The sequence below is a fragment of the Hyphomonas sp. UBA3601 genome (assembly GCF_002375605.1).
In the GTDB taxonomy this organism is placed as follows: domain Bacteria; phylum Pseudomonadota; class Alphaproteobacteria; order Caulobacterales; family Hyphomonadaceae; genus Hyphomonas.
Genome location: NZ_DFME01000130.1, coordinates 13812 through 32518, shown reverse-complemented (window position 1 = coordinate 32518; position 18707 = coordinate 13812). Strand labels below are relative to the sequence as shown.

Genomic DNA, 18707 nt, shown 5'->3' with positions numbered 1-18707 from the left:
CCGAGGGCGATATCGAGTCGTTTGGCGCTGGACAGGGTCAGTGCGGCCAGCGCCATCGCATAGCCGGCGACCAGGGGGGCCTGACCCCATTGACCGGGCGAGACCCACGCCTTGTTGCCGAGCAGAAGCATCATGATGACGATGCCGATGCAGCCGGGATTGAAAATGTGCTTGCCATCAATGCGCACGAGAAATTTCAGGGCAATGCCGACAAAGCCCGCCGCGAACCAGATCCACGGATCGGCCGCACGTAGCAGGAGTGTGATTCCAAGTGCTGTGATCAGGGCTGACTTCCATTCGAAACGATACAGGAAGGGATTGCCGTCTCGGGCATTTGATATTGTGGTGCCGAGCAGTTGCGCGATCATGGCTCCGGTAAATGAGAGGCACAGGGTCGGCAGGGTGACGCCGAAATCGCTGGTCATCCAACTGAGCGTGAACAGTCCACCCAAGGCCGCGACCTGCCAATGGCGCGGATCGGCGTCCATTTGTCGGTAGAGACGGAAGGGAAATCGAGCCACGGCATCCATAGGATTCAGAACATACAGCAAATGCGATCACATTACGGCAGGGTCATGAAACCTTTTTGCCCGCGCAACTGGACGGATCGGGCGACGCACGGCAAACAGGGGCGATTGAATTCACGGGGAAGGGGTTTCGTGTCCATCATGTCCAGTCGTCTACACGCTGCAATGCTCGCAGCAGCTCTCGCCACGTCCACACTATCTGCTTGCTCGACCGCCTATTACGGCGCGATGGAGCAGTTCGGATACCAGAAGCGCGATTTGCTCGTATCCAGGGTCAATGATGCAGCGGATGCCCAGGCGGATGCAAAGACGGAGTTTTCCAATGCGCTGGAAGCCTTCCGGTCGGTTGTGGCGTTTGATGCTGGCGAACTGGAAGCGTCTTACGACTCCCTGAATCGCGCCTATGAACGGTCCGAGGAGAAGGCGGATCGCGTGCGCGAACGCATCAAGGACATGAAACAAGTCTCCCGCGACCTGTTTGTGGAATGGCGCAAGGAACTGGAAGAATATTCCGATCCGGGCCTGCGCCGTGCCTCGGCCGAGCAATTGGAGGCGACACGCGACCGCTATGCCGTGCTGGTCGAAAAGATGGACCGGGCTGCCGCGTCGATGGATCCGGTGCTGGCCGTGTTCAAGGACCGGGTCCTGTTTCTCAAACACAATCTGAATGCGCGCGCGATCGCGGCGCTGGGCGATGAGACACGTAATATCGAGACCGATGTCGCGGCCCTGATTGCCGAGATGGAGCGTTCCATCGCCGATGCGGATGCCTTCATCCAGGAAATGCAGGCCGGTTCGGTCTAGCGCATTTTCAACGGGAAACTTGTTCAGACAATGGGGCCAGATGGCCCCATTGTTGTATCGTGCTTTGGATGCTGCACAAATGACGCCGGAAAAGGCGCTTTTTTGGGAACCTAATTGTGGGGCGCGAGTTCTGTTCAGGTCTCTGGCAGGGGCAAGCTCACCGAAGTCTGCTCATTCCGGTCTCGGCCGGAATCTGGAATTGAGGGGACACATATTTCAATTCCAGGCCTCGAATGCGTTCGGGGTGAGCAGATACCGCCCCGCTCGGGTTCAAATCCTGACATGGCTGCAAGAAATGCCCGCGAAGGCGCAAAGCTGAGCGGGTCAGCTTTGGCTGTGCCCGGCATATCACCAATGACCGCGATATGGACCGCGCCGGACGACGTGATTTGCACCAGCATCTGCCGCGCATCCCTGCGAACATGGCGCACAAAGAAAGTCAGCACCACAATCTGCACCCATATCCAGAACCGATGGGTCTGGAGATGGGGCGGCAGATTTCGCAATGTGGTGAAGGCGTCAGTCATGTGCGCAGTGTAGGCACGGCCATGGGTGCGTCGGATAAGTTTCTGGTCAGATCAATGGCGACACAGGGGCCGGACTCGTCATGTGTGGGATAATTCCTTTCGGCAAGGTAGGATAAGGCGGGCTCCGGCAGGTTGTCGGGCAAGAGGGAGAAATAGCTGATGACTTATGTCGATTGTTTCATGGCGGCCGTGCCGGAGGCGAACAAGGCGGCCTACCTGGCGCAGGCGAAGATGATGGCCGGCCTGATGAAGGAATACAGCGCGCTGAGCGTCACCGAATGCTGGGGCGTGGATGTGCCGGAGGGCAAGAAGACATCCATGCATCTGGCGGTCATGCGCGAAGCGGACGAAGGGATCGTGTTTTCCTGGGTGACCTGGCCGTCAAAGACGGTGCGTGATGCGGCCTGGGCGAAGCTGGAGAGTGATGAACGGATGCAGGGCATGGAGATGCCGTTCGATGGTGCGCGCCTGATCTTTGGCGGGTTCGAGACGATGCTGGAGGCTTAGGCAGCGTCTCAAGGGCATTTCATATCTTTTCATGGGGTTTCATATGCGGGGGGCAGTGCGTGCACATTGCGTCTCGCTTCCCGACCATTGATTCTCGGGCAGGAGACCAGCCCTTGCTTGCGCTGCGGGCCTCTTCTTCCTTCATTCGATCTTCGATCAAATGCTGCCGTATGGCGGCACCGGGAAGTAAGACCAGACGGCCTGTAAGCCGGGTTCTGTTCGCCGTGTTGCCACGGTCTGGCAGCCATTCCTCTGGGATGCCTGTTGCCAGGCACCTCACGCGACACACCCGGGGCACGGGCGTGAAACAGCCCATATGTGCCCCCTATTCGGTCTTGCTCCGGGCGGGGTTTACCGTGCCAGTCCTGTCGCCAGGCCTGCGGTGGGCTCTTACCCCACCCTTTCACCCTTACCTCTCCCGAAGGGGAGGCGGTTTGCTTTCTGTGGCACTTTCCCTCGGCTCACGCCGGGCGGCCGTTAGCCGTCGCCCTGTTTCCCTGGAGCCCGGACTTTCCTCCAGTACGCAGTTACCCGCGCACCAGCGGCTGCCCGGCCGTCTGGTCCAGAGGGGGATATAGGCGGAAAACCTGCTCGGCGCCAGTCATGCTTCAGTCGCCCGAGAAGTCGGGGGTGCGCTTTTCGAGGAAGGCGCGGATTGCTTCGGCCTGGTCATTCGACTGGCTGGCGAGCAGGAATTGATCGCGGTCCATGAAACTGGTGGCAAAGGCAAGGGGCTGGGCGGTGGTGTCGATGGCCTGTTTGGTCATGCGCAGCGCGATCGGGGGCAGGGCCGCATAGTCGCGGGCGAGACGGGTGGCAGCTGTGAGCGTCTTGCCGGACGCGGCAATCTCGTCGACGAGGCCCCAGTCCAGCGCCGTCTGGGCGTTCAGTTTCCGGCCCAGCATGATGAGTTGCTTGGCGCGCGATGGCCCCATCAGGGCGACGAGCCGGGGGACCGAGCGCCAGCTCATATTCATGCCGAGCGGGACTTCCGGCAGGCGATATTCCGCCGTGTCCGAACAGACCCGGTGGTCACAGGATGCGACGAGCGCCAGACCGCCGCCTATGCAGAAGCCTTCAATGGCGGCGATGGTGACCTGTTCAAGATCGGCCCAGGCCTGGCACATGTCCGGGCCGAGCCGGACGGCACTGCGTTGCTGCAGCAGCGTCATCTCGTCACGGCCCTTGCGGTCGGGATCCTTCAGGTCTGCCCCTGCAGAGAAGACGGATGTGCCGGTCAGGACAATAACGGAACTGGAATCATCGTCTGCCAGTGCCCGCGCCACATCCCGCAGTTCGGTCATGCCCTGGATGGAGAGCGCATTCAGTCCGTCGCCGCGATCATAGGTGACGGTGACGAGGCGGCCTGCGCGTTCCAGCGAAACGAAGTCGCCAAAGCGCTCTGTCGTGGTTGTGTCCGGCATAAACCCTCCCGTCCGGCTGGCCGCCTTTCCGGCGTGCTCCCTGTCAGCGTCACGATCAGGGTGCAGGCGGTGGGAAGTCAACTGCGAACCGGACGTCAAGCTGGCTGGCCATCAGGTCCGAGAGGAGAGCGTCGCGCTTTTGGGGGGACAAGGCACTGAAGTTCAACGGACGTTCGGCCCGGCCCGAGACGATGAGATCGGCCAGCCCGTGCGCCATGGCCCAGGAGGCCATGACGTGTTTCATCGCGCCGGGATCATCGGGGGGATTGTTTCCGACGACGCTGCGCACGCCCGACATCAGTTTCTCATAGGCAGCGATGGAGGCCGCTCCGAGATCTGCCACGGTTCGGTCAGGCTTTTCCGAGCTGAACATCAGGCGAAACAGGGCCGGGTTCTCCAGCGCGAAATCAATATAGCCAAGCCCCACCGCAATCTGTTGTGAGCGCACATCGCGCTCGGCCGCGTCCTGACGGGCTTCCTGTGTGGCGACCAATCGCCGGAAGCCGGACGCCGCCAGCGCGGTGAGCAGGCCGCGGGCATCCCTGAAATGGTGGGCAGGGGCCCCGTGGCTGACGCCCGCGCGCTTGGCGACCGCGCGCAGGGAAAAGGATTCAATACCGTTTTCGGCAAGTTCCCTCTCGGCCGCGCGCAACAGTTCACTGGCGAGATCGCCATGATGGTAAGTTTTCCGGGAAGACTTTTCAGTTGAGGCCATCCGTCTTGATAGCACGTCACTTGACACTGTCTAGATGCGCAGGCAGAGACAATGTAGACAGTGACTAGATGAAGGCTGGCGAAATGAGAAAATGGATTGTCAGGATCGTGTTGGGCGTTGCGGCCGTCATGATGGTCGGCGCGGTATCTTCCTACCTGTTCATCGATCGTGAGCTGACGAGAATGTATGGCGGCCTGACCGAAGTGGCCGATCCTGCATTGTCGAAAGAGGGTATGGACAGTTATGCCATCTTCCATGTGAACGTGCTTGCGCCGGAAGGAGATCGCTTTCTGCCGGACCAGATCGTGACGATCAGGGACGGGGAAATCCGATCCGTCGGCAATTCGACGACAGTTCCCAGAGGCATCCCCTCGCTTGTCGGGCGCGACATGTATCTCGTGCCGGGTTTTACAGACTCGCACGTCCATCTCTGGGAAAGCGAGAATGATCTTCTGCTCTATGTGGCCAATGGTGTGACGCAGGTGCGGGACATGAACAGCCTGCCGGTCAATCTGCGCTGGAGGGACGAGATCGAGGGTGGCAGGATCGGACCGGACATTTTTGCGGTCGCGCCACAATTTGCGACCTTTGGACCGATGGAGGGCGCATTTGTCGGCTGGGTGCAGCACAAGACCATCGTGCGGACAGCAGAGCAGGTCGACAAGGCGGTCCAGGACTATGTCGCCAAAGGGTATGACGCGATGAAAGCCAGCAGCTATCTGGATCGCGAAGGTTACATCGCCCTCAGCGCAGCGGCGGCCAAGCATGATATTCCGCTGGTCGGGCATTTGCCGGTGGCGACCGGTCTGGAGGATTTGTGGGCATCCCATCAGAGCGAAGTCGCCCATGTCGAAGAATTCGTCAAAGCGCTGGACCGCGAGTTTGGCGGCTATAGCGCCGACACAGCGGAAGACTTCCTGACCTTTGTCCGGGGACGGAGCGAGGATGTCGCGGATCAGATGATCGCGCACGACATTTCCGTGACCTCCACGCTGGAACTGATCGACAGTTTCCAGAGGCAGAAGTCGGACCTCCAAACGGAATTGGGCGCTGCAAAGCTGGTCTATGAAAATCCCGGCATCGCGGAAGGCACCGTGATCACGTCACGCGGCATGGGGTGGCTGCCGGATGTGAACATTTACCGCTGGCCAGACCAGTGGGATGATGATCGCAAGGCGCGCAGCCGCCTCTATTGGCAAACCTATGCCGAAGCCCAGCACATCCTGTTCGAGGCGTTCATGGCGCGCGGCGTGGCGATCATGACCGGGACAGACGCAAACGTGCCCGTCCGGGTGCCGGGCTTTTCCCTTCATGGAGAAATGACAGCTTTGCAGGCGGCTGGCATGAGTCCGGCGCAGATCCTTGCCTCGGCCACGTCAGTTCCCGGTGATTTCATGGGTACGTCCACGGGCCAGGTCCGTCCTGGCCAGAAGGCAAATCTCGTCTTGTTGCGGGAAAATCCGCTGGAGGATATTGGCGCGACGGACGCCATTGAAATGGTCATTATTGGCGACAGTGTTTTCAACCGAAAAGACCTGGATCAAATGCTGGATACGGTGAAGGCCGCAAATGATGCGAGCCGGACCGTGCCGATACCGGTCGCTGAAGGCGGGTGATCGCCCGTCTGCCCGCCATCGCGCCACGTCAGGACTGGGCAAGGGAAGGCAGGCTGGGGTAGCGTGAGCCATGACCGAGATCACGACTTACGAGACCTTGCAGGCGGCTCTGGACGCGCTGACGCCGGAGTTGGCCGACCGGGCGGCCGAGATGGAAGACGCGCGGCGGCTGCCTGCCGACCTTGCCGGGAAGATGGCGGCGGGGGGCGCGTTCCGCATGATGACGCCAAAGACCTATGGCGGGCTGGAGTTGACGGCGCGAGAATTCATCGAGGGCGTTGAACAGATCGCGCGCGCCAATGCCAGCGCCGGGTGGTGCTCCATGATTGCCTGCACGACCTCCATGAACGCCGCCTATATGGCGCCGGACATGGCGACGGAAATCTATGCTGACCCGTTGACGATCACAGGCGGCGTGTTTGCGCCGATGGGCCGGGCTGACGTGGAAGGCGATGGCTATCGTGTCAGCGGGCGCTGGCAATGGGGTTCCGGCTCAGCCAATTGCAGCTGGCTGGCGGGCGGCTGCATGGTGTTCGAGGATGGCGAGCTGAAACGCCTGCCATCCGGCGCGCCAGATCAACGCATGATGGTGTTCCCGGCCAGCGAGGCGACCCTGCACGACACATGGCATGTGATGGGCCTGAAAGGGACTGGTAGCGGCGATCTGTCGGTGGATAATATCTTCGTGCCGGCGGCGCGGTCTGTTTCTCTGATTACGGATGTTCCCCGCGAAACGGGGCCGCTCTATACGTTCCCGGCCTTTGGCCTGTTGTCATTGGGCGTATCGGCCGTGGCGATGGGCAATGCGCGGGCGAGCCTCGATGCTTTCAAGGATCTCGCCAGCGCCAAGAAGAGCCAGGGCAGCAGGAAAACGCTGGCCGAGCGCCAGACTATTCAGGCGAGCTTTGCCGAGGCCGAGGCCCAGTGGCGCGCAGCCCGCGCCTATATGATGGCGGAGTTGGACGAGACCTGGGCCGTCGCGCTTGGCGTGAAGCCGGGTGAAGGCATTCCGGTCGAGCGCCGCGCAGCCTTGCGCATGGCGTGTACGCACATGACGCGGACCGGCGCAGACATCTGCCGTACCCTGTATGACCTTGGCGGCGGCGCGTCCCTGTTCGAATCCTCTGATCTGCAGCGCCGCTTTCGCGACGCGCACGCGATGACGCAGCATATCGTGACCGCCCCCGCGACATGGGAATTGACCGGGCGATTGCTGCTGGACCTGCCGACGGATGGGGGCATGGTCTGACGGGTCAACTGTTTCCAAAAATCAGCGGCTCTGCTGCTGTGCGGATCAGTGCGACCAGATCGGTGTCCATGAATTTGTAGTCGTCCGGAATGTCGAGCACGTGCAGGCGTTTGAACCGGATATCCTGACGGAAATCGGCCTTGAGGCGTGCGGCATGCTTTTCCTCCATCACGAGGATAAGGTCAGCCCAACGAATGTCTTCCAGCGAGACCTGCCGCCGTGCGCTGCGGGCGGTGCCGGCAGAGCGTGTCGCAATGCCGTCGGCTTTGGCGAAGATCGCCTCGCCAGTGGGGCTGCGCCACTGGTTTTTCGAGCAGACGAACAACACGTTTACGGGGTCGGCCTCGGCCATCAGTTTCTCCCATTCGCGGCGGGGCCACAGCTTTCCGAGCTGTTGCGCGCGGCGAAGTTTCACGCTTCGCCCATAAAGGTGTTTCCATTGCTTCTCAACGCCATAGCGGTCGATCCGCTGGCTGCGGGAAAGGTATGTGTCCGGGCGGTGGCGATTGATGCGCCGACGCGCCCCACGATCCTGTGGGTGTGTCATGGTGGTGATCCTCATACTGTGCGGGTCAGCAGCCGCGGCAATACGAGGAATGCGGGGGTCATAGCGTAATGTGTCCCTGTCCGGCAAGGGGCCGGAAAGGACCAGATAGGGAAAAGGTGGGACGGGGACGCGAATTGCTCCATATGGAAGGTCTCACCAATGGAGGCTGTATGCTGAAGTGGATCAAGAAGCTGCCTGTGCCCCAGCCGGTCCGCCACTGGGTGATCTCGCCGCTCTGGTGCGCCATTGTCCGCCTGTCGAAGCCGGAAGTGCGGATCGTGACCGGTGGGATCAGCTTCTATGCCTTGTTCTCCATCTTTCCGATTGTCTATCTGACCCTGACCTTGCTGTTTGCGCTGCTACCGGCAGATCTCAGCCGCCAACTGGGCGATACGGTCGATCAGGTGTTGGTCTCAGCCGTGGCCCCGCTCAGCAAGGCCGACCTTGATGTGATCCATGAGTCCACGCCGCAGGGCGTAACCTTTCGCGCGCTATTGGCGGTGATTGTGGTGTTTTACACCGCAAGCTCAGGCGCGAAGGCTGCGATTACCGGCATCCGCATGGTGGCAGGCAGTGAACGGCGCACACGGATTATCCGCTTCCAGGGCGTATCGATCCTGATGACGGCGCTGCTTATCCTGTCGGTCTGGATCCTGGGCGCGCTGCAACTGATCCTGTCGCTGATCACCGAGCGGGAAGGCTATATTGCGTTCGAACTGGCGCAGACCGTATCGGACATTGCCTCCACCCTGTGGCTGGGGAAGGGGATCGCCTGTTTTGCGGTGTTCTATCTGATTATTGCCCTGTCCCTGCACGGGCGGGTGAAGGGGCACCGGGCCAAGGCAATGGGGGCTGCGGCTGGCGCACTGGCCTGGCTGGTCGCGACCTGGGGCTATCACCTCTACCTCAAATTCAGTGCGCTCGACACATTCTATGGTGCGCTGGCTTCGGTGATCCTTGGCTTCATCTGGTTGTCAGTGTCGGTTTCGGCGCTTCTGTTTGGCGCAGCGCTGGCGGTCGAATGGGCCGCACGTATGCAGCGGGAAGAGGTGATTGCGGAAGATGAGGATGAAGAGATCGAAGCGGTTGAGTCTCAGGCCGTAAACAGCGCGTGAATGACGCCAATGCGGCGCAGCGTATTGAGGTCGGCTTGCCCGGTGACATGCTCTGGCAGCCAGCGGCGCTGGAAGGCGGTGATCACCTTCTCGCAGGTCTCGCCATAGATGTCGGTCACGTCGAAGCCATAGCCGATTTCTGACAGCATGGTCTGGAGACGCCAGACGCTGGAGCCGGAGGTGCCGCGTTCGAGCCCTTTGCCGATGATCTCTTTCGTCGTGCCGTCGAATTCCGGCCACAGGCTGATGCCGGCGCGGGCGAGCCGTTCCCACGGGAAATGCTCTCCGGGGTCCTGCTTGCGCAGGGGCGCGATGTCGGAATGACCGAGGATGCGCGTGGCTGGAATATCGTGGCGACCGAGAATGTCGTGGACGAGATCCAGCAGGGCATGGATTTGCGGGCGCGGATAGGGTGGCAGGCCGCCATCGGGCAAGGGGAAGTCATGCCCGCCATTGACGATCTCGATGCCGATGGAACGGGAGTTGAGATCCTGCTGCCCCTGCCAGCTGGCGACGCCTGCATGCCAGGCGCGCTTGTCCTCATCGACCAGCTGGGTGATGCGGCCATCCTCCCAGACCATGTAATGGGCAGAGACTTCGGCGGCCGGGTCGCACATGCGCTCCAGGGCCTCCTCGCCGGTCGCCATGCCGGTATAGTGCAGGACCAGCATGTCGAGCTTGTGCTTGCGCATGTTGAAGTTCGGACTCGGCGTTTGCGTGATGTCCATCAGCTGCCTCCGGATCCCATTTTCTTGACGATGGCCGCATCCGGCAGGGTCTTGTTCTGGCGCACGGCGATGACAAATACGCCAGACAGCGAGATGACGGAACCGAGTATCAGGCGTGCCGTGATGGGTTCGTTCAGCAGGACGATGCCGAACACGACGCCCCAGACGGGCGTCATCAGGGTGAGCGGCGAGAGCAGCGAGATGTCATATTTCTTGATCAGCGTATAAAAACCGCCATGGCCAAAAATGGACACGCCGACCACGGCGAACAGCCAGGCCACGGCCAGCTGCCATCCGCCGCGTGACAAGGCCTCCAACTGGCCTGTCTCGATCATGCTGGACGTGATCAGGAGCGGGGCGAAGCTGAACAGGCCGACCCAAGCCTGCAGGCGCAATGCCTTGATCGGGGCCATACGCTTCATCAGGATGCCGCCCACCGAGCCGACAAAGGCAGCGATGGTGATGTAGACCAGTCCGATGGAGATGGTGAAACTGGCCGGGTCGAATGCGATCAGCACAACGCCGGCAAAGGACAGCATGATGCCGAGGCCGCGCCGCCAGCCGATGGTTTCGCCGAGAAATGCCATGCTCATCAATGTCGAGAAGGGCGCGCCCAGTTGGCCGGTGATCGAGGCCGCGGACGCTTCGGCATTCTGCAATCCCATGAAGAGGAGAGAGAAGTGTACCGCGCCAATGAACATGGCGATCAGGAACAGCATTTTCAGGTCTTCGGGCTTTGGCCGCAGGAATGCGAGCAGCAGCAGGGCGACTCCGGCAAAGCGGATGCCCGCGAAGAAAATCGGCGGCACGCCGATATCGGCAACAACCCATCGCGTGACGACGATGTTGAGGCCCCAGACAAGGCACACGGCGAACAGGAGAATAAAATCGCGAAAGGACATGCTTTGGCGGTTAGCAGGATTTATCCGGGCTGGGCAGGGGGCTTTGGACTTTCTCTTGCTGGCCGGGCAGCTGTAGAGCAGATTGGTATATTCAGCTTGCAGTCAGGTGAGGCTTGCGAGGGAACTGACGGCTGCGGGATGCGCTAAACAATCGTTAAGAAGATGTTATAGTCATTGGCAGGTGGAAGGCGGGGCCAATCCGGACCTGTTATCAGGAGGTGTGGTGTATGGGACTGATCTGGTGGATTTTGCCAGCAATTGCGGCCGTGATCGGTCTGATGTTGCTGTTTGCAGGTTTTGGAAAACTGGCACGCCTGAAAGCAGGTTCTGGTGCCGTTCGCCTGACCTTTGGCGCCGGAATGCTTGCTTTGGCGGGGGTCGTGGCCTTTGCCGGGCTCAACCTGCAGACCTACAAGCGCCTGACAAAGGAACGCTACGCCGCCAATATCAAGTTTGAAGCGGTCGAAGGCGAAGCTAATGCCTACACACTGGATCTGACATTTTCCGATGGTCGCAAACTGGTTGAGGCCAATGGGGCCCAGCCAGTGCTGCGCGGCAACGAATTCGAGATCGGTGCGCAGGTCATCAAGTTCAAGCCGATGGCCAATATGCTGGGATATGACTCGATATACCGGCTCGACTTCATCGAAGGCCGCATGTCGCGCCGCTTCACACCGGATTCAGTGACCGAGGCGACAACCAATGGGATCGCCCTGGCAACCAATCCGGGGCTGGATGTGCATCGCCTGGCCGAGGAGCAGGGCGGGCGGTTCGGCATTGACGCGCAGTACGGCTCGGCCACTTACCAGCCCATGGGCGACCGGTTTGAGTATGTTGTGAACATCTCTCAGGACGCGCTCATTGCGCGCCCATCCGAGGCGACCAAGACGCTGATCCAGAAACAGCGCTTCCCGGGCTATTCCTCCACTGAGGAGCCGGGTCAGTGAACCCGTGGGATCGCTACGTTGTCCCGCACATTGTAGCGTGTGCCTGCAGCACCAAGCCGATCATGAAACAGCGCGAGAAAGTCGTGCCGAAGGCCACCGGCCGTGTGCTGGAAATCGGTGCGGGATCGGGTACGAATTTCGCGCTCTATGATGGCAACAAGGTCGACCATCTCTATGCGCTGGAGCCTTCCGAATTGATGGTCAACAAGGCTCGCCGCGAAGCGGGACGCCTCGGCATTGGCCACCATATCGATTTTCTTCAGACCGGAGCAGAATCCATTCCGCTGGAAGATGATTCCATCGACACGGTCGTCATAACCTTCGTCCTGTGCACAATTCCGGACTGGGAGGCGTCGCTGAAGGAAGTGCGACGTGTTCTGAAACCCGGCGGCAAGATCCTGTTCTCCGAACATGGCCTTGCGCCGGATGAAGGCGTGTCGAAGTGGCAGCGACGGATCGAACCTGTGTGGAAGCCGCTTGCGGGCGGTTGCCACCTGACGCGCGATACCGAGGCCATGTTTGCCTCGGCCGGGTTCCGGCTGGAAGACGCTGAGACGATGTATCTGCCATCAACGCCCAAAGTGGCTGGCTTCGTCAGCTGGGGCACAGCGGTTCCGGTCTGACACCAAGGCATGCGTGCACCACCCTATCTGCCTTTTCTGGACGGGCCACCCAGCATTGCGCCGGGACTGAAGCCGATTGCCCCCGAAGCCTGGTTGTGGCCGGACACCGAGGCCGCGGTGTGGCTTGCCCCCAAACGTGAATTGATGCGAACGCGCCGATCAGACGTCTTTGCAGCCCATAATGCAGACGCCGAAATGACAGAGGCTGCGACGACTGTACTGGCAGCAACCGGTCCGGCAGTTGGCGACTGGTCCACTCCGCTGGAAGCGGCTTCCGCAATGGTTTCGGATGATCTCTGCATCATGGTGCGTGACGCTGAGGGGCTATGGAGACTGAAGGCCGCGAGCCTCTGCACGCCAACCTATTGGAGCCTCGCCGAGAAGTTTGGCAAGCCGCTTAGCGGACTTCACGCGCCGGTGCCGGGTGGTGACCCAGGCCTTGCGGCGCGTATCTCTCGCATCTTTGATGGGCTCAGGCCGGGCCTCGTGCTGGAACGGTGCAATTGGTCGGTCCAGCCAGGGGATGAGCGGTTCACGCCCAGCTCTGCGCCCCTGAAAGTACGTGCGCAGGCAATGCAAGAGGCAGACGCGCTGGACCAGCTGCACCTGCGCGTGGAACGCCAGACGATCCGGAAATTGCCCGAGACGGGCGCGTTGCTTTTTACCATCCGTATCGTGATTGATCCGCTGCGCGCAGCGATCTCGATGTCGCACCATGCAGAGGCTTTTGCATCGGCCTGGCAGAGTGTTGATCCGGCCATGGCACACTATAAAGGCTGGGCAATCTATGATCGTCTGGTTCGGGCTGCACTGGACGCCAGCCTGAATCCGGTTACTTCCAAACGCAGCAGAAAAGACGAGGCAGGATAAATGAAATACTGGCTGTTCAAATCCGAACCCGACGCGTGGAGCTGGGACGAGCAAAAGGCCAAGGGCGATGAGGGCGAGGAATGGTCCGGCATCCGCAATTATCAGGCCCGCAATTTCATGCGCGACATGAAGATTGGCGACCGGGCCTTCTTCTATCACTCCAACAAGGGACTGGAAGTCGTGGGCGTGGTGGAAGTTTCTGCCGAGAGTGCACCCGATTCCACGACAGATGATGAGCGTTGGGACTGTGTGTATCTGCGCGCGCTGGCCGACATGCCCAAGCCCGTGAAGCTGAAAGACGTGAAGGCCAATCCGAAGCTGGAAGACATGAGTCTGGTCACGTCATTTCGCCTGTCGGTTCAGCCTGTGAAACCGAATGAATGGAAGGAAGTCTGCCGGATGGGCGGGCTCGATCCGAAGACTTTGAAGCCGGTCTGACCACAGGTAAAAAAGCCAAAAAAAGCGTCTGGCGTAAAAAATGTTAGCGTGCAACAATACGCCCCAATAAGGGGGTGTATGCGCATGGTCGCCGCCCCTGAGAAACGTCACAGGGAGACCGGCATGGCTATGCAGCGGCATAAAATTCTGAATAAATTCAATCTTCTGGGGGCTACGGCATCCATCGCACTGTTGACCGGGTGCGCGAGTCTGGACGCACGGGAAACGCCTGCTGAGCTGGTGGAGACCACGGCCGAGACGGCGCCGGTAATCTTGCCCTATATGGACGCGTCCCTGAGCCCGGAAGCCCGCGCCAGGGATCTCGTCAGCCGCATGACGCTGGAAGAGAAAGCCGCCCAAATGTATGACAAGGCTGCCGGCATTCCGCGCCTTGGTCTGCACGAATACAATTGGTGGAACGAGGCCCTGCACGGGGTCGCGCGCGCAGGGCACGCAACCGTCTTCCCGCAGGCAATTGGCCTGGCCTCGACCTGGGACGAAGACCTGATGCTTGAGATCGCCACGACGATTTCCGACGAGGGCCGCGCCAAGCATCACTATTATGCCTCTGAAGATGTCTACGCCATGTATGGCGGGCTGACCTTCTGGTCGCCGAACATCAACATCTTCCGCGACCCGCGCTGGGGCAGGGGTCAGGAAACCTATGGCGAAGACCCGTTCCTGACGGGCCGCATGGCTGTGAATTTCGTCAACGGCATCCAGGGCGATGACGATAAATACCTGAAAGCCATTGCGACAGTGAAACATTACGCCGTCCATTCCGGCCCTGAGCCGTCGCGCCACCGCGATGACTATCATGCCTCCGATGCCGACCTCTGGGAAACCTATCTGCCGGCCTTCAAGATGGCGTTCGACGAGACAGATGTCGGCTCGGTCATGTGCGCCTATAACGCCGTCTGGGGTGCGCCAGCCTGTGGCAGCGAACGGCTGATGGTGGATTTGCTACGCGATGAATTGAAGTTCGACGGCTATGTGGTTTCCGACTGCGGCGCGATTGGCGACTTCTATTATGACGAAGCGAAACATGAGGCAGGCGAAGCGCCCTATGCGGCGCATGACTATGTTGATACGCGCGCCGAAGCAGCAGCCCTGTCGGTGAAGATGGGAACCGACCTCAATTGCGGGGATGGCGAAGGCAACAAGATGGATGCCCTGCCAGACGCCGTGGCACAGGGCCTGATCGATGAGGCCACCATCGACCAGTCGGTTGAGCGGCTCTACACTGCACTGTTCCGTCTTGGCATGTACGATGATCCGGCATTGGTGCCGTGGGCCGATACGCCGCTCGATATCGTGGCGAGTGACGAACACATTGCCCTGTCTGAGCAGGCAGCGCGCCAGTCCCTTGTCCTGTTGAAGAATGACGGCATCTTGCCGCTGGCGCCCGAGACCAAGGTTGCCGTGATCGGTCCGAATGCCGACAATTGGTGGACGCTGGTGGCAAACTATTATGGCCGCCCAACCCAGCCCGTTACGGCGCTGGAAGGCGTGAAGGAAAAGATCGGTGCCGAGAACGTCACCTATGCAGTCGGCTCGACCATCGCGGGCGACAATTACTCCAACTACAAGCCTGTGCCTGCTTCCGCTCTGTTCCATGAGGATGCCGACGGCAATCTCGTGCCGGGCGTGAAGGCTGCCTACTATCCCAACAAGACGCTCGAAGGCGAGCCGACGCTGGAACAGGTCGAAGAGAAGATCGACTTCTACTGGGACCGCACCCCCAGCACAGGCGGTTTGAATGACGAATTCAGCGCGACGTGGGACGGCGTGATCGTACCCGAAGCTGATGGCGTCTATCGTTTCCAGCCTTCGCGCTGGAGTGAGGTCGAGATCAATGGGGAAGCAGTCGGTGAGATGGACGGCGTCGAAATGCAGGCAGGTGAAGCCTATTCGGTCCGTATGGTGCTGAAATTCGACAGTGGCTGGCCGCGCGACCAGCTGGACAAATACGCCTATCTCAACTGGACAGATGTTTCCCGTGACCTGAAAGCCGAAGCCATGGCGGCGGCAGAAGATGCAGACGTGATCCTGTTCTTCGGCGGCATTGATGCCAATCTCGAAGGCGAGGAAATGGGCGTCGAGCTCGATGGCTTCCTCGGCGGTGACCGCACGCATATCAAGCTGCCGGAAAGCCAGGAGACTTTGCTGAAAGCGCTGCACGCCACGGGCAAGCCTGTCGTGATGGTGAACTTCTCCGGCTCGGCGATGGGGCTGAATTGGGAGAACGAGAATTTGCCGGCCATCGTGCAGGCCTTCTATCCGGGGGAGCAGGCGGGCAAGGCCATTGCAGACCTGCTCTGGGGCGAATTCAGCCCGTCGGGCCGGCTGCCGGTGACCTTCTACAAGTCAGTCGATGATCTGCCGGACTTTGGCGACTATTCGATGGCGAACCGGACGTATAAATATTACGAGGGCGAGCCGCTCTATCCATTCGGCCACGGCCTCTCTTATACCAGCTTCGACTATAGCGGCCTGTCGGTGCCGGAGACGCATGACGCTTCAGAGCCTCTGCCGGTCAGCGTGACTGTGACAAATACGGGCGACATGCCCGGCCGGGAAGTGGTGCAGGCCTATATCCAGCATCAAGACCGGGCGCACGCCGCCATTCCCCAGGTCGAGCTGGTGGCGTTCGAGGTCGTGGAACTTGCCCCTGGAGAAAGCCAAACTGTCAGCCTTACGCTATCGGCAGAGCGCATTGGCTACTACGCGATCGATGGGAAGTTCGTCACACCGCAGGGCACCGAAGCCATCCTCAGTTTGGGCAGTGGTCAGCCCGGCTTTGTTAAGGATAGTGCCATCGAAACCAGTTCTGTTCGCTTTGAGCGGAACGAGTAGTTCTACCTCACAAGTTGATGGATAGTTGAGACGGGCCTGCCTCCAAGCAGGCCCGTCGCCTTTTACATGACAGGTGGACGCCAGTCCTTGCAAACGACTTGCAAAACCCTTTCGATCCTGTAGTGTTTATTACAGATTGTGCGGGGGGATGATTGCCGGAAGTGACGACCTGTGCCGACAAGTGGAAAGACGGTTACGGCGTCAGGCAGTCTGCCCGTTTCCGTAACCGTCCCGCGTCCCACTTTGGCAATGCAGTATCGGAATGCCACCCAGCCTGGTGTCTAGTTGGTGGTACCTTATCGGGAACGAACCGTTCTCGAGCCTCCACATTGGTAATTTTACATACCACTGGTATGTTAGATCGACAACCGAAAAGCTAAACATGTCCAACCGTCGATCCAAAAAGGCCAGTGAGACACGCTCAGCCATTCTGAGCGCGGCGCGGCAACGTTTTACCGATGAAGGATTTGAAGCGAGTCTCTCAAGTATTGTGGAAGATGCGGGGATCACCAAGGGTGCCCTGTTCCATCATTTCGAGAACAAGCAGGCGCTCTATTATGAGGTCTGGCGAACCTTGCAACAGGAAATGAACCAGGACACGCAGGCGGCCGCCGCGGAGGGCCGGTCTCCGGGCGATCCATATTCGGCAATGCTCGCTGGCGCGCGCCGGTATCTGGAGTGGGCCGCGCGGCCCGACTATCAGAGGATTGTGCTGATCGATGGTCGTGCGGCACTGGGACGGGACTGGTATGAGGCTGACTTTGACCTCAGCCAGAAAAGTGTGCGGGTTGGCGTCCAATACCTTGTCCAACAGGGGGCTATAGCGACCGAAAATGCGGCATCTTCTGCAATCATCCTGCAGGGGGCGTTGAATGGGGCGGGCGTCGCGCTCAGCCGGCAAGTGCCGGGTGTAACAGTCGAGTCGATCTACAACACGATTGAACACCTATTGCGGAAATTGTCCTGATTCAGTTGGCCGTCGCTCAGTCCAGCGGGATCGCGAGCCCATTTATCGCCGGATTTACGCGCCACCACCCTGCAATGCCATAGCGCAGACGCGCTGTTGGCTCGACGGCATGCGGGATTGTCTCCGACAGCATGAACACCACCCCGCCGCCTTCTGGGACAATGCAGGCAACGGGAGAGGCTTCATCTCTCGCCCCTTCAGGCCAGACCAGCAGCGCGCCACCATCGTCTACGCTCCAAGCCTCGTTCAGGTAGACCACGATCGACACGATCCGATTTTTCGCGCCTTCGAAACTATCGAGATGGCGATCATAGAAGCCCCCTTCCGGATAGACGGCGTAGCAGGCTTCGAACTCGAACAGGCCAAGCAGAAGGGTGCGGTTGAGAAACTCCCGCCAGTGTTCAGCCCATTCGGCAAAGGTCAATTGGGCGGCGCTGGAGCCATCAAGCCATGTGATGCGTGTCTTGCGGATGGAGCGGTCGACCTGAAAGTCATCATCGCGCCCGATTCCGGCCGGGGCCAGTGTGGCGTCTGCGTCCAGTCTCTGAATCTCTGCGCGCATGGCGGCCAGCAAGGTATCTGGCAGCAAGCCCGGCTGCCATGACCAGCCCTGGCTTGCGAGGTCTGCGGCGACGCAGCCTAGACGGTTGTCACCCGGTAGGGGAAGGGGAGCGTCCATGCTGGGCCGGAATGTCGGTCGCGGTGGCCGGTATCAGGACTTGTGCGCGGCCATCAGGTCCGCAAAGCGCTGGAACAGGTAGAAGCTGTCCTGGGGGCCGGGACTGGCTTCCGGATGATGCTGTACGGAAATGATCGGGCGGTTTTTCACGGCGAGGCCAGAATTGGTGCCATCAAAGAGTGAGCGATGGCTCTCCTCGACCCCCTCAGGCAGCGTGGACGGGTCTACTGTGAAGCCATGATTCATCGACACAATCTCGACCTTGCCGGTGACCAGGTCTTTTACCGGGTGGTTTGCGCCATGGTGACCCTGAGCCATCTTCATGGTCTTGGCGCCAAGTGCGAGGGCGAGCAGTTGATGGCCAAGGCAAATGCCGAGAATTGGCAGGCCCTTGTTGATGACTGCGCGGATCATGTCGCCGGAACGGGCAATCGTCGCGGCGGGGTCGCCGGGACCGTTGGAAAAGACCACACCATCGGGATTAAGGGCGAAAATCTCGTCTGCGGTGGCATCGCCATTCACGACACTGGTGCGGATGCCAGTCTGGGCCAGATTGCGCAGGATGTTCTTCTTTACGCCGAAATCAACAACGACGACATGGTGTTTGGCGTCGGCCATGTCGCTATAGCCGCCGGAAACCTGCCACAGGCGCTGAGCATTCTCGAA

At 60.2% G+C, this 18707-nt stretch carries 19 protein-coding genes, 1 other RNA gene and 1 pseudogene; 11 read left to right on the top strand and 10 right to left on the bottom strand.

Annotated features, from left to right (window positions below; genetic code table 11):
• A pseudogene (locus B4F73_RS15005) lies at positions 1 to 521 on the bottom strand (hypothetical protein); the annotation flags it as partial.
• A 147-nt stretch (positions 522 to 668) separates the two neighbouring features.
• Here B4F73_RS15005 and B4F73_RS15000 point away from each other — a divergent pair.
• Entirely contained in the window at positions 669 to 1331 is a 663-nt protein-coding gene (locus tag B4F73_RS15000; protein ID WP_206991279.1) for a DUF2959 family protein, read from the top strand.
• Between the two features lie 134 nt (positions 1332 to 1465).
• Here the strand turns inward: B4F73_RS15000 and B4F73_RS14995 are convergent, their stop codons facing one another.
• Positions 1466 to 1858: a hypothetical protein gene (locus tag B4F73_RS14995; RefSeq protein WP_290483666.1), complete on the bottom strand. Its 393-nt coding sequence runs from the start codon at positions 1856 to 1858 to the stop codon at positions 1466 to 1468.
• A gap of 159 nt (positions 1859 to 2017) precedes the next feature.
• On the opposite strand from B4F73_RS14995, the gene B4F73_RS14990 reads away from it, so the two are divergent.
• A complete protein-coding gene (locus B4F73_RS14990; RefSeq protein WP_290483665.1) occupies positions 2018 to 2365 on the top strand; it encodes a DUF1428 domain-containing protein in 348 nt (115 codons plus the stop codon).
• 188 nt (positions 2366 to 2553) lie between these two features.
• Here the strand turns inward: B4F73_RS14990 and rnpB are convergent.
• From rnpB to B4F73_RS14975, 3 genes are all read right to left on the bottom strand, one after another.
• Positions 2554 to 2926: RNase P RNA component class A (gene rnpB, locus B4F73_RS14985), an RNA gene on the bottom strand.
• Positions 2927 to 2973: 47 nt separating this feature from the next.
• Positions 2974 to 3789 carry an enoyl-CoA hydratase/isomerase family protein gene (locus tag B4F73_RS14980; protein WP_290483664.1) on the bottom strand — a complete coding sequence of 272 codons (816 nt, stop codon included), beginning with the start codon at positions 3787 to 3789 and terminating at the stop codon, positions 2974 to 2976.
• Between the two features lie 55 nt (positions 3790 to 3844).
• Positions 3845 to 4504, bottom strand: a complete 660-nt coding sequence (locus B4F73_RS14975) for a TetR/AcrR family transcriptional regulator (RefSeq protein ID WP_290483663.1) — start codon at positions 4502 to 4504, stop codon at positions 3845 to 3847.
• 83 nt (positions 4505 to 4587) lie between these two features.
• Between B4F73_RS14975 and B4F73_RS14970 the strand changes: the two genes are divergently transcribed.
• On the top strand, positions 4588 to 6120 hold the full coding sequence (locus tag B4F73_RS14970; RefSeq protein ID WP_290483662.1) for an amidohydrolase family protein: 1533 nt from the start codon (positions 4588 to 4590) through the stop codon (positions 6118 to 6120).
• Positions 6121 to 6190: 70 nt separating this feature from the next.
• The gene (locus B4F73_RS14965) at positions 6191 to 7369 is read left to right on the top strand and encodes an acyl-CoA dehydrogenase family protein (protein ID WP_290483661.1); all 1179 of its coding nucleotides are present in this window, start codon (positions 6191 to 6193) and stop codon (positions 7367 to 7369) included.
• Positions 7370 to 7373: 4 nt separating this feature from the next.
• Here B4F73_RS14965 and B4F73_RS14960 read toward each other — a convergent pair whose 3' ends face one another.
• A complete protein-coding gene (locus B4F73_RS14960) occupies positions 7374 to 7916 on the bottom strand; it encodes a low molecular weight protein tyrosine phosphatase family protein (protein WP_290483660.1) in 543 nt (180 codons plus the stop codon).
• A gap of 170 nt (positions 7917 to 8086) precedes the next feature.
• On the opposite strand from B4F73_RS14960, the gene B4F73_RS14955 reads away from it, so the two are divergent.
• Positions 8087 to 9031, top strand: coding sequence for a YhjD/YihY/BrkB family envelope integrity protein (locus B4F73_RS14955; RefSeq protein ID WP_290483659.1), 945 nt, complete (start codon positions 8087 to 8089; stop codon positions 9029 to 9031).
• Here the strand turns inward: B4F73_RS14955 and B4F73_RS14950 are convergent.
• Positions 9010 to 9759 carry a peptidoglycan recognition protein family protein gene (locus B4F73_RS14950; RefSeq protein ID WP_290483658.1) on the bottom strand — a complete coding sequence of 250 codons (750 nt, stop codon included), beginning with the start codon at positions 9757 to 9759 and terminating at the stop codon, positions 9010 to 9012. The genes B4F73_RS14955 and B4F73_RS14950 overlap by 22 nt on opposite strands.
• A complete protein-coding gene (locus B4F73_RS14945) occupies positions 9759 to 10661 on the bottom strand; it encodes a DMT family transporter (protein ID WP_206991270.1) in 903 nt (300 codons plus the stop codon). The genes B4F73_RS14950 and B4F73_RS14945 overlap by 1 nt, the downstream gene beginning before the upstream one ends.
• Positions 10662 to 10888: 227 nt before the next feature.
• Here B4F73_RS14945 and B4F73_RS14940 point away from each other — a divergent pair, with 227 nt between their 5' ends.
• The 6 genes from B4F73_RS14940 to B4F73_RS14915 all read left to right on the top strand — a co-directional run bounded on the left by B4F73_RS14940 (position 10889) and on the right by B4F73_RS14915 (position 17362).
• Complete coding sequence (locus B4F73_RS14940) at positions 10889 to 11608, top strand: hypothetical protein (RefSeq protein ID WP_206991269.1); 720 nt, start codon at positions 10889 to 10891, stop codon at positions 11606 to 11608.
• Complete coding sequence (locus B4F73_RS14935) at positions 11605 to 12231, top strand: class I SAM-dependent methyltransferase (protein ID WP_290480655.1); 627 nt, start codon at positions 11605 to 11607, stop codon at positions 12229 to 12231. Before B4F73_RS14940 ends, B4F73_RS14935 begins: the two co-directional genes overlap by 4 nt.
• A 9-nt stretch (positions 12232 to 12240) precedes the next feature.
• Positions 12241 to 13101 (top strand): heme-dependent oxidative N-demethylase family protein, encoded by an 861-nt coding sequence (locus B4F73_RS14930; RefSeq protein ID WP_290483657.1) that lies wholly within the window; start codon positions 12241 to 12243, stop codon positions 13099 to 13101.
• On the top strand, positions 13102 to 13539 hold the full coding sequence (locus tag B4F73_RS14925; protein WP_206991266.1) for an EVE domain-containing protein: 438 nt from the start codon (positions 13102 to 13104) through the stop codon (positions 13537 to 13539).
• Positions 13540 to 13662: 123 nt separating this feature from the next.
• Entirely contained in the window at positions 13663 to 16395 is a 2733-nt protein-coding gene (locus tag B4F73_RS14920) for a beta-glucosidase family protein (RefSeq protein WP_290483656.1), read from the top strand.
• A gap of 382 nt (positions 16396 to 16777) precedes the next feature.
• Entirely contained in the window at positions 16778 to 17362 is a 585-nt protein-coding gene (locus B4F73_RS14915; RefSeq protein WP_290483655.1) for a TetR/AcrR family transcriptional regulator, read from the top strand.
• 16 nt (positions 17363 to 17378) lie between these two features.
• Here B4F73_RS14915 and B4F73_RS14910 read toward each other — a convergent pair whose 3' ends face one another.
• Together B4F73_RS14910 and B4F73_RS14905 are read right to left on the bottom strand one after the other, a co-directional pair.
• A complete protein-coding gene (locus B4F73_RS14910) occupies positions 17379 to 17951 on the bottom strand; it encodes a 2OG-Fe(II) oxygenase (protein WP_290483654.1) in 573 nt (190 codons plus the stop codon).
• A gap of 123 nt (positions 17952 to 18074) precedes the next feature.
• A partial coding sequence (locus tag B4F73_RS14905) for a carbamoyl phosphate synthase small subunit (protein ID WP_290483653.1) occupies positions 18075 to 18707 on the bottom strand: 633 nt, incomplete at its 5' end.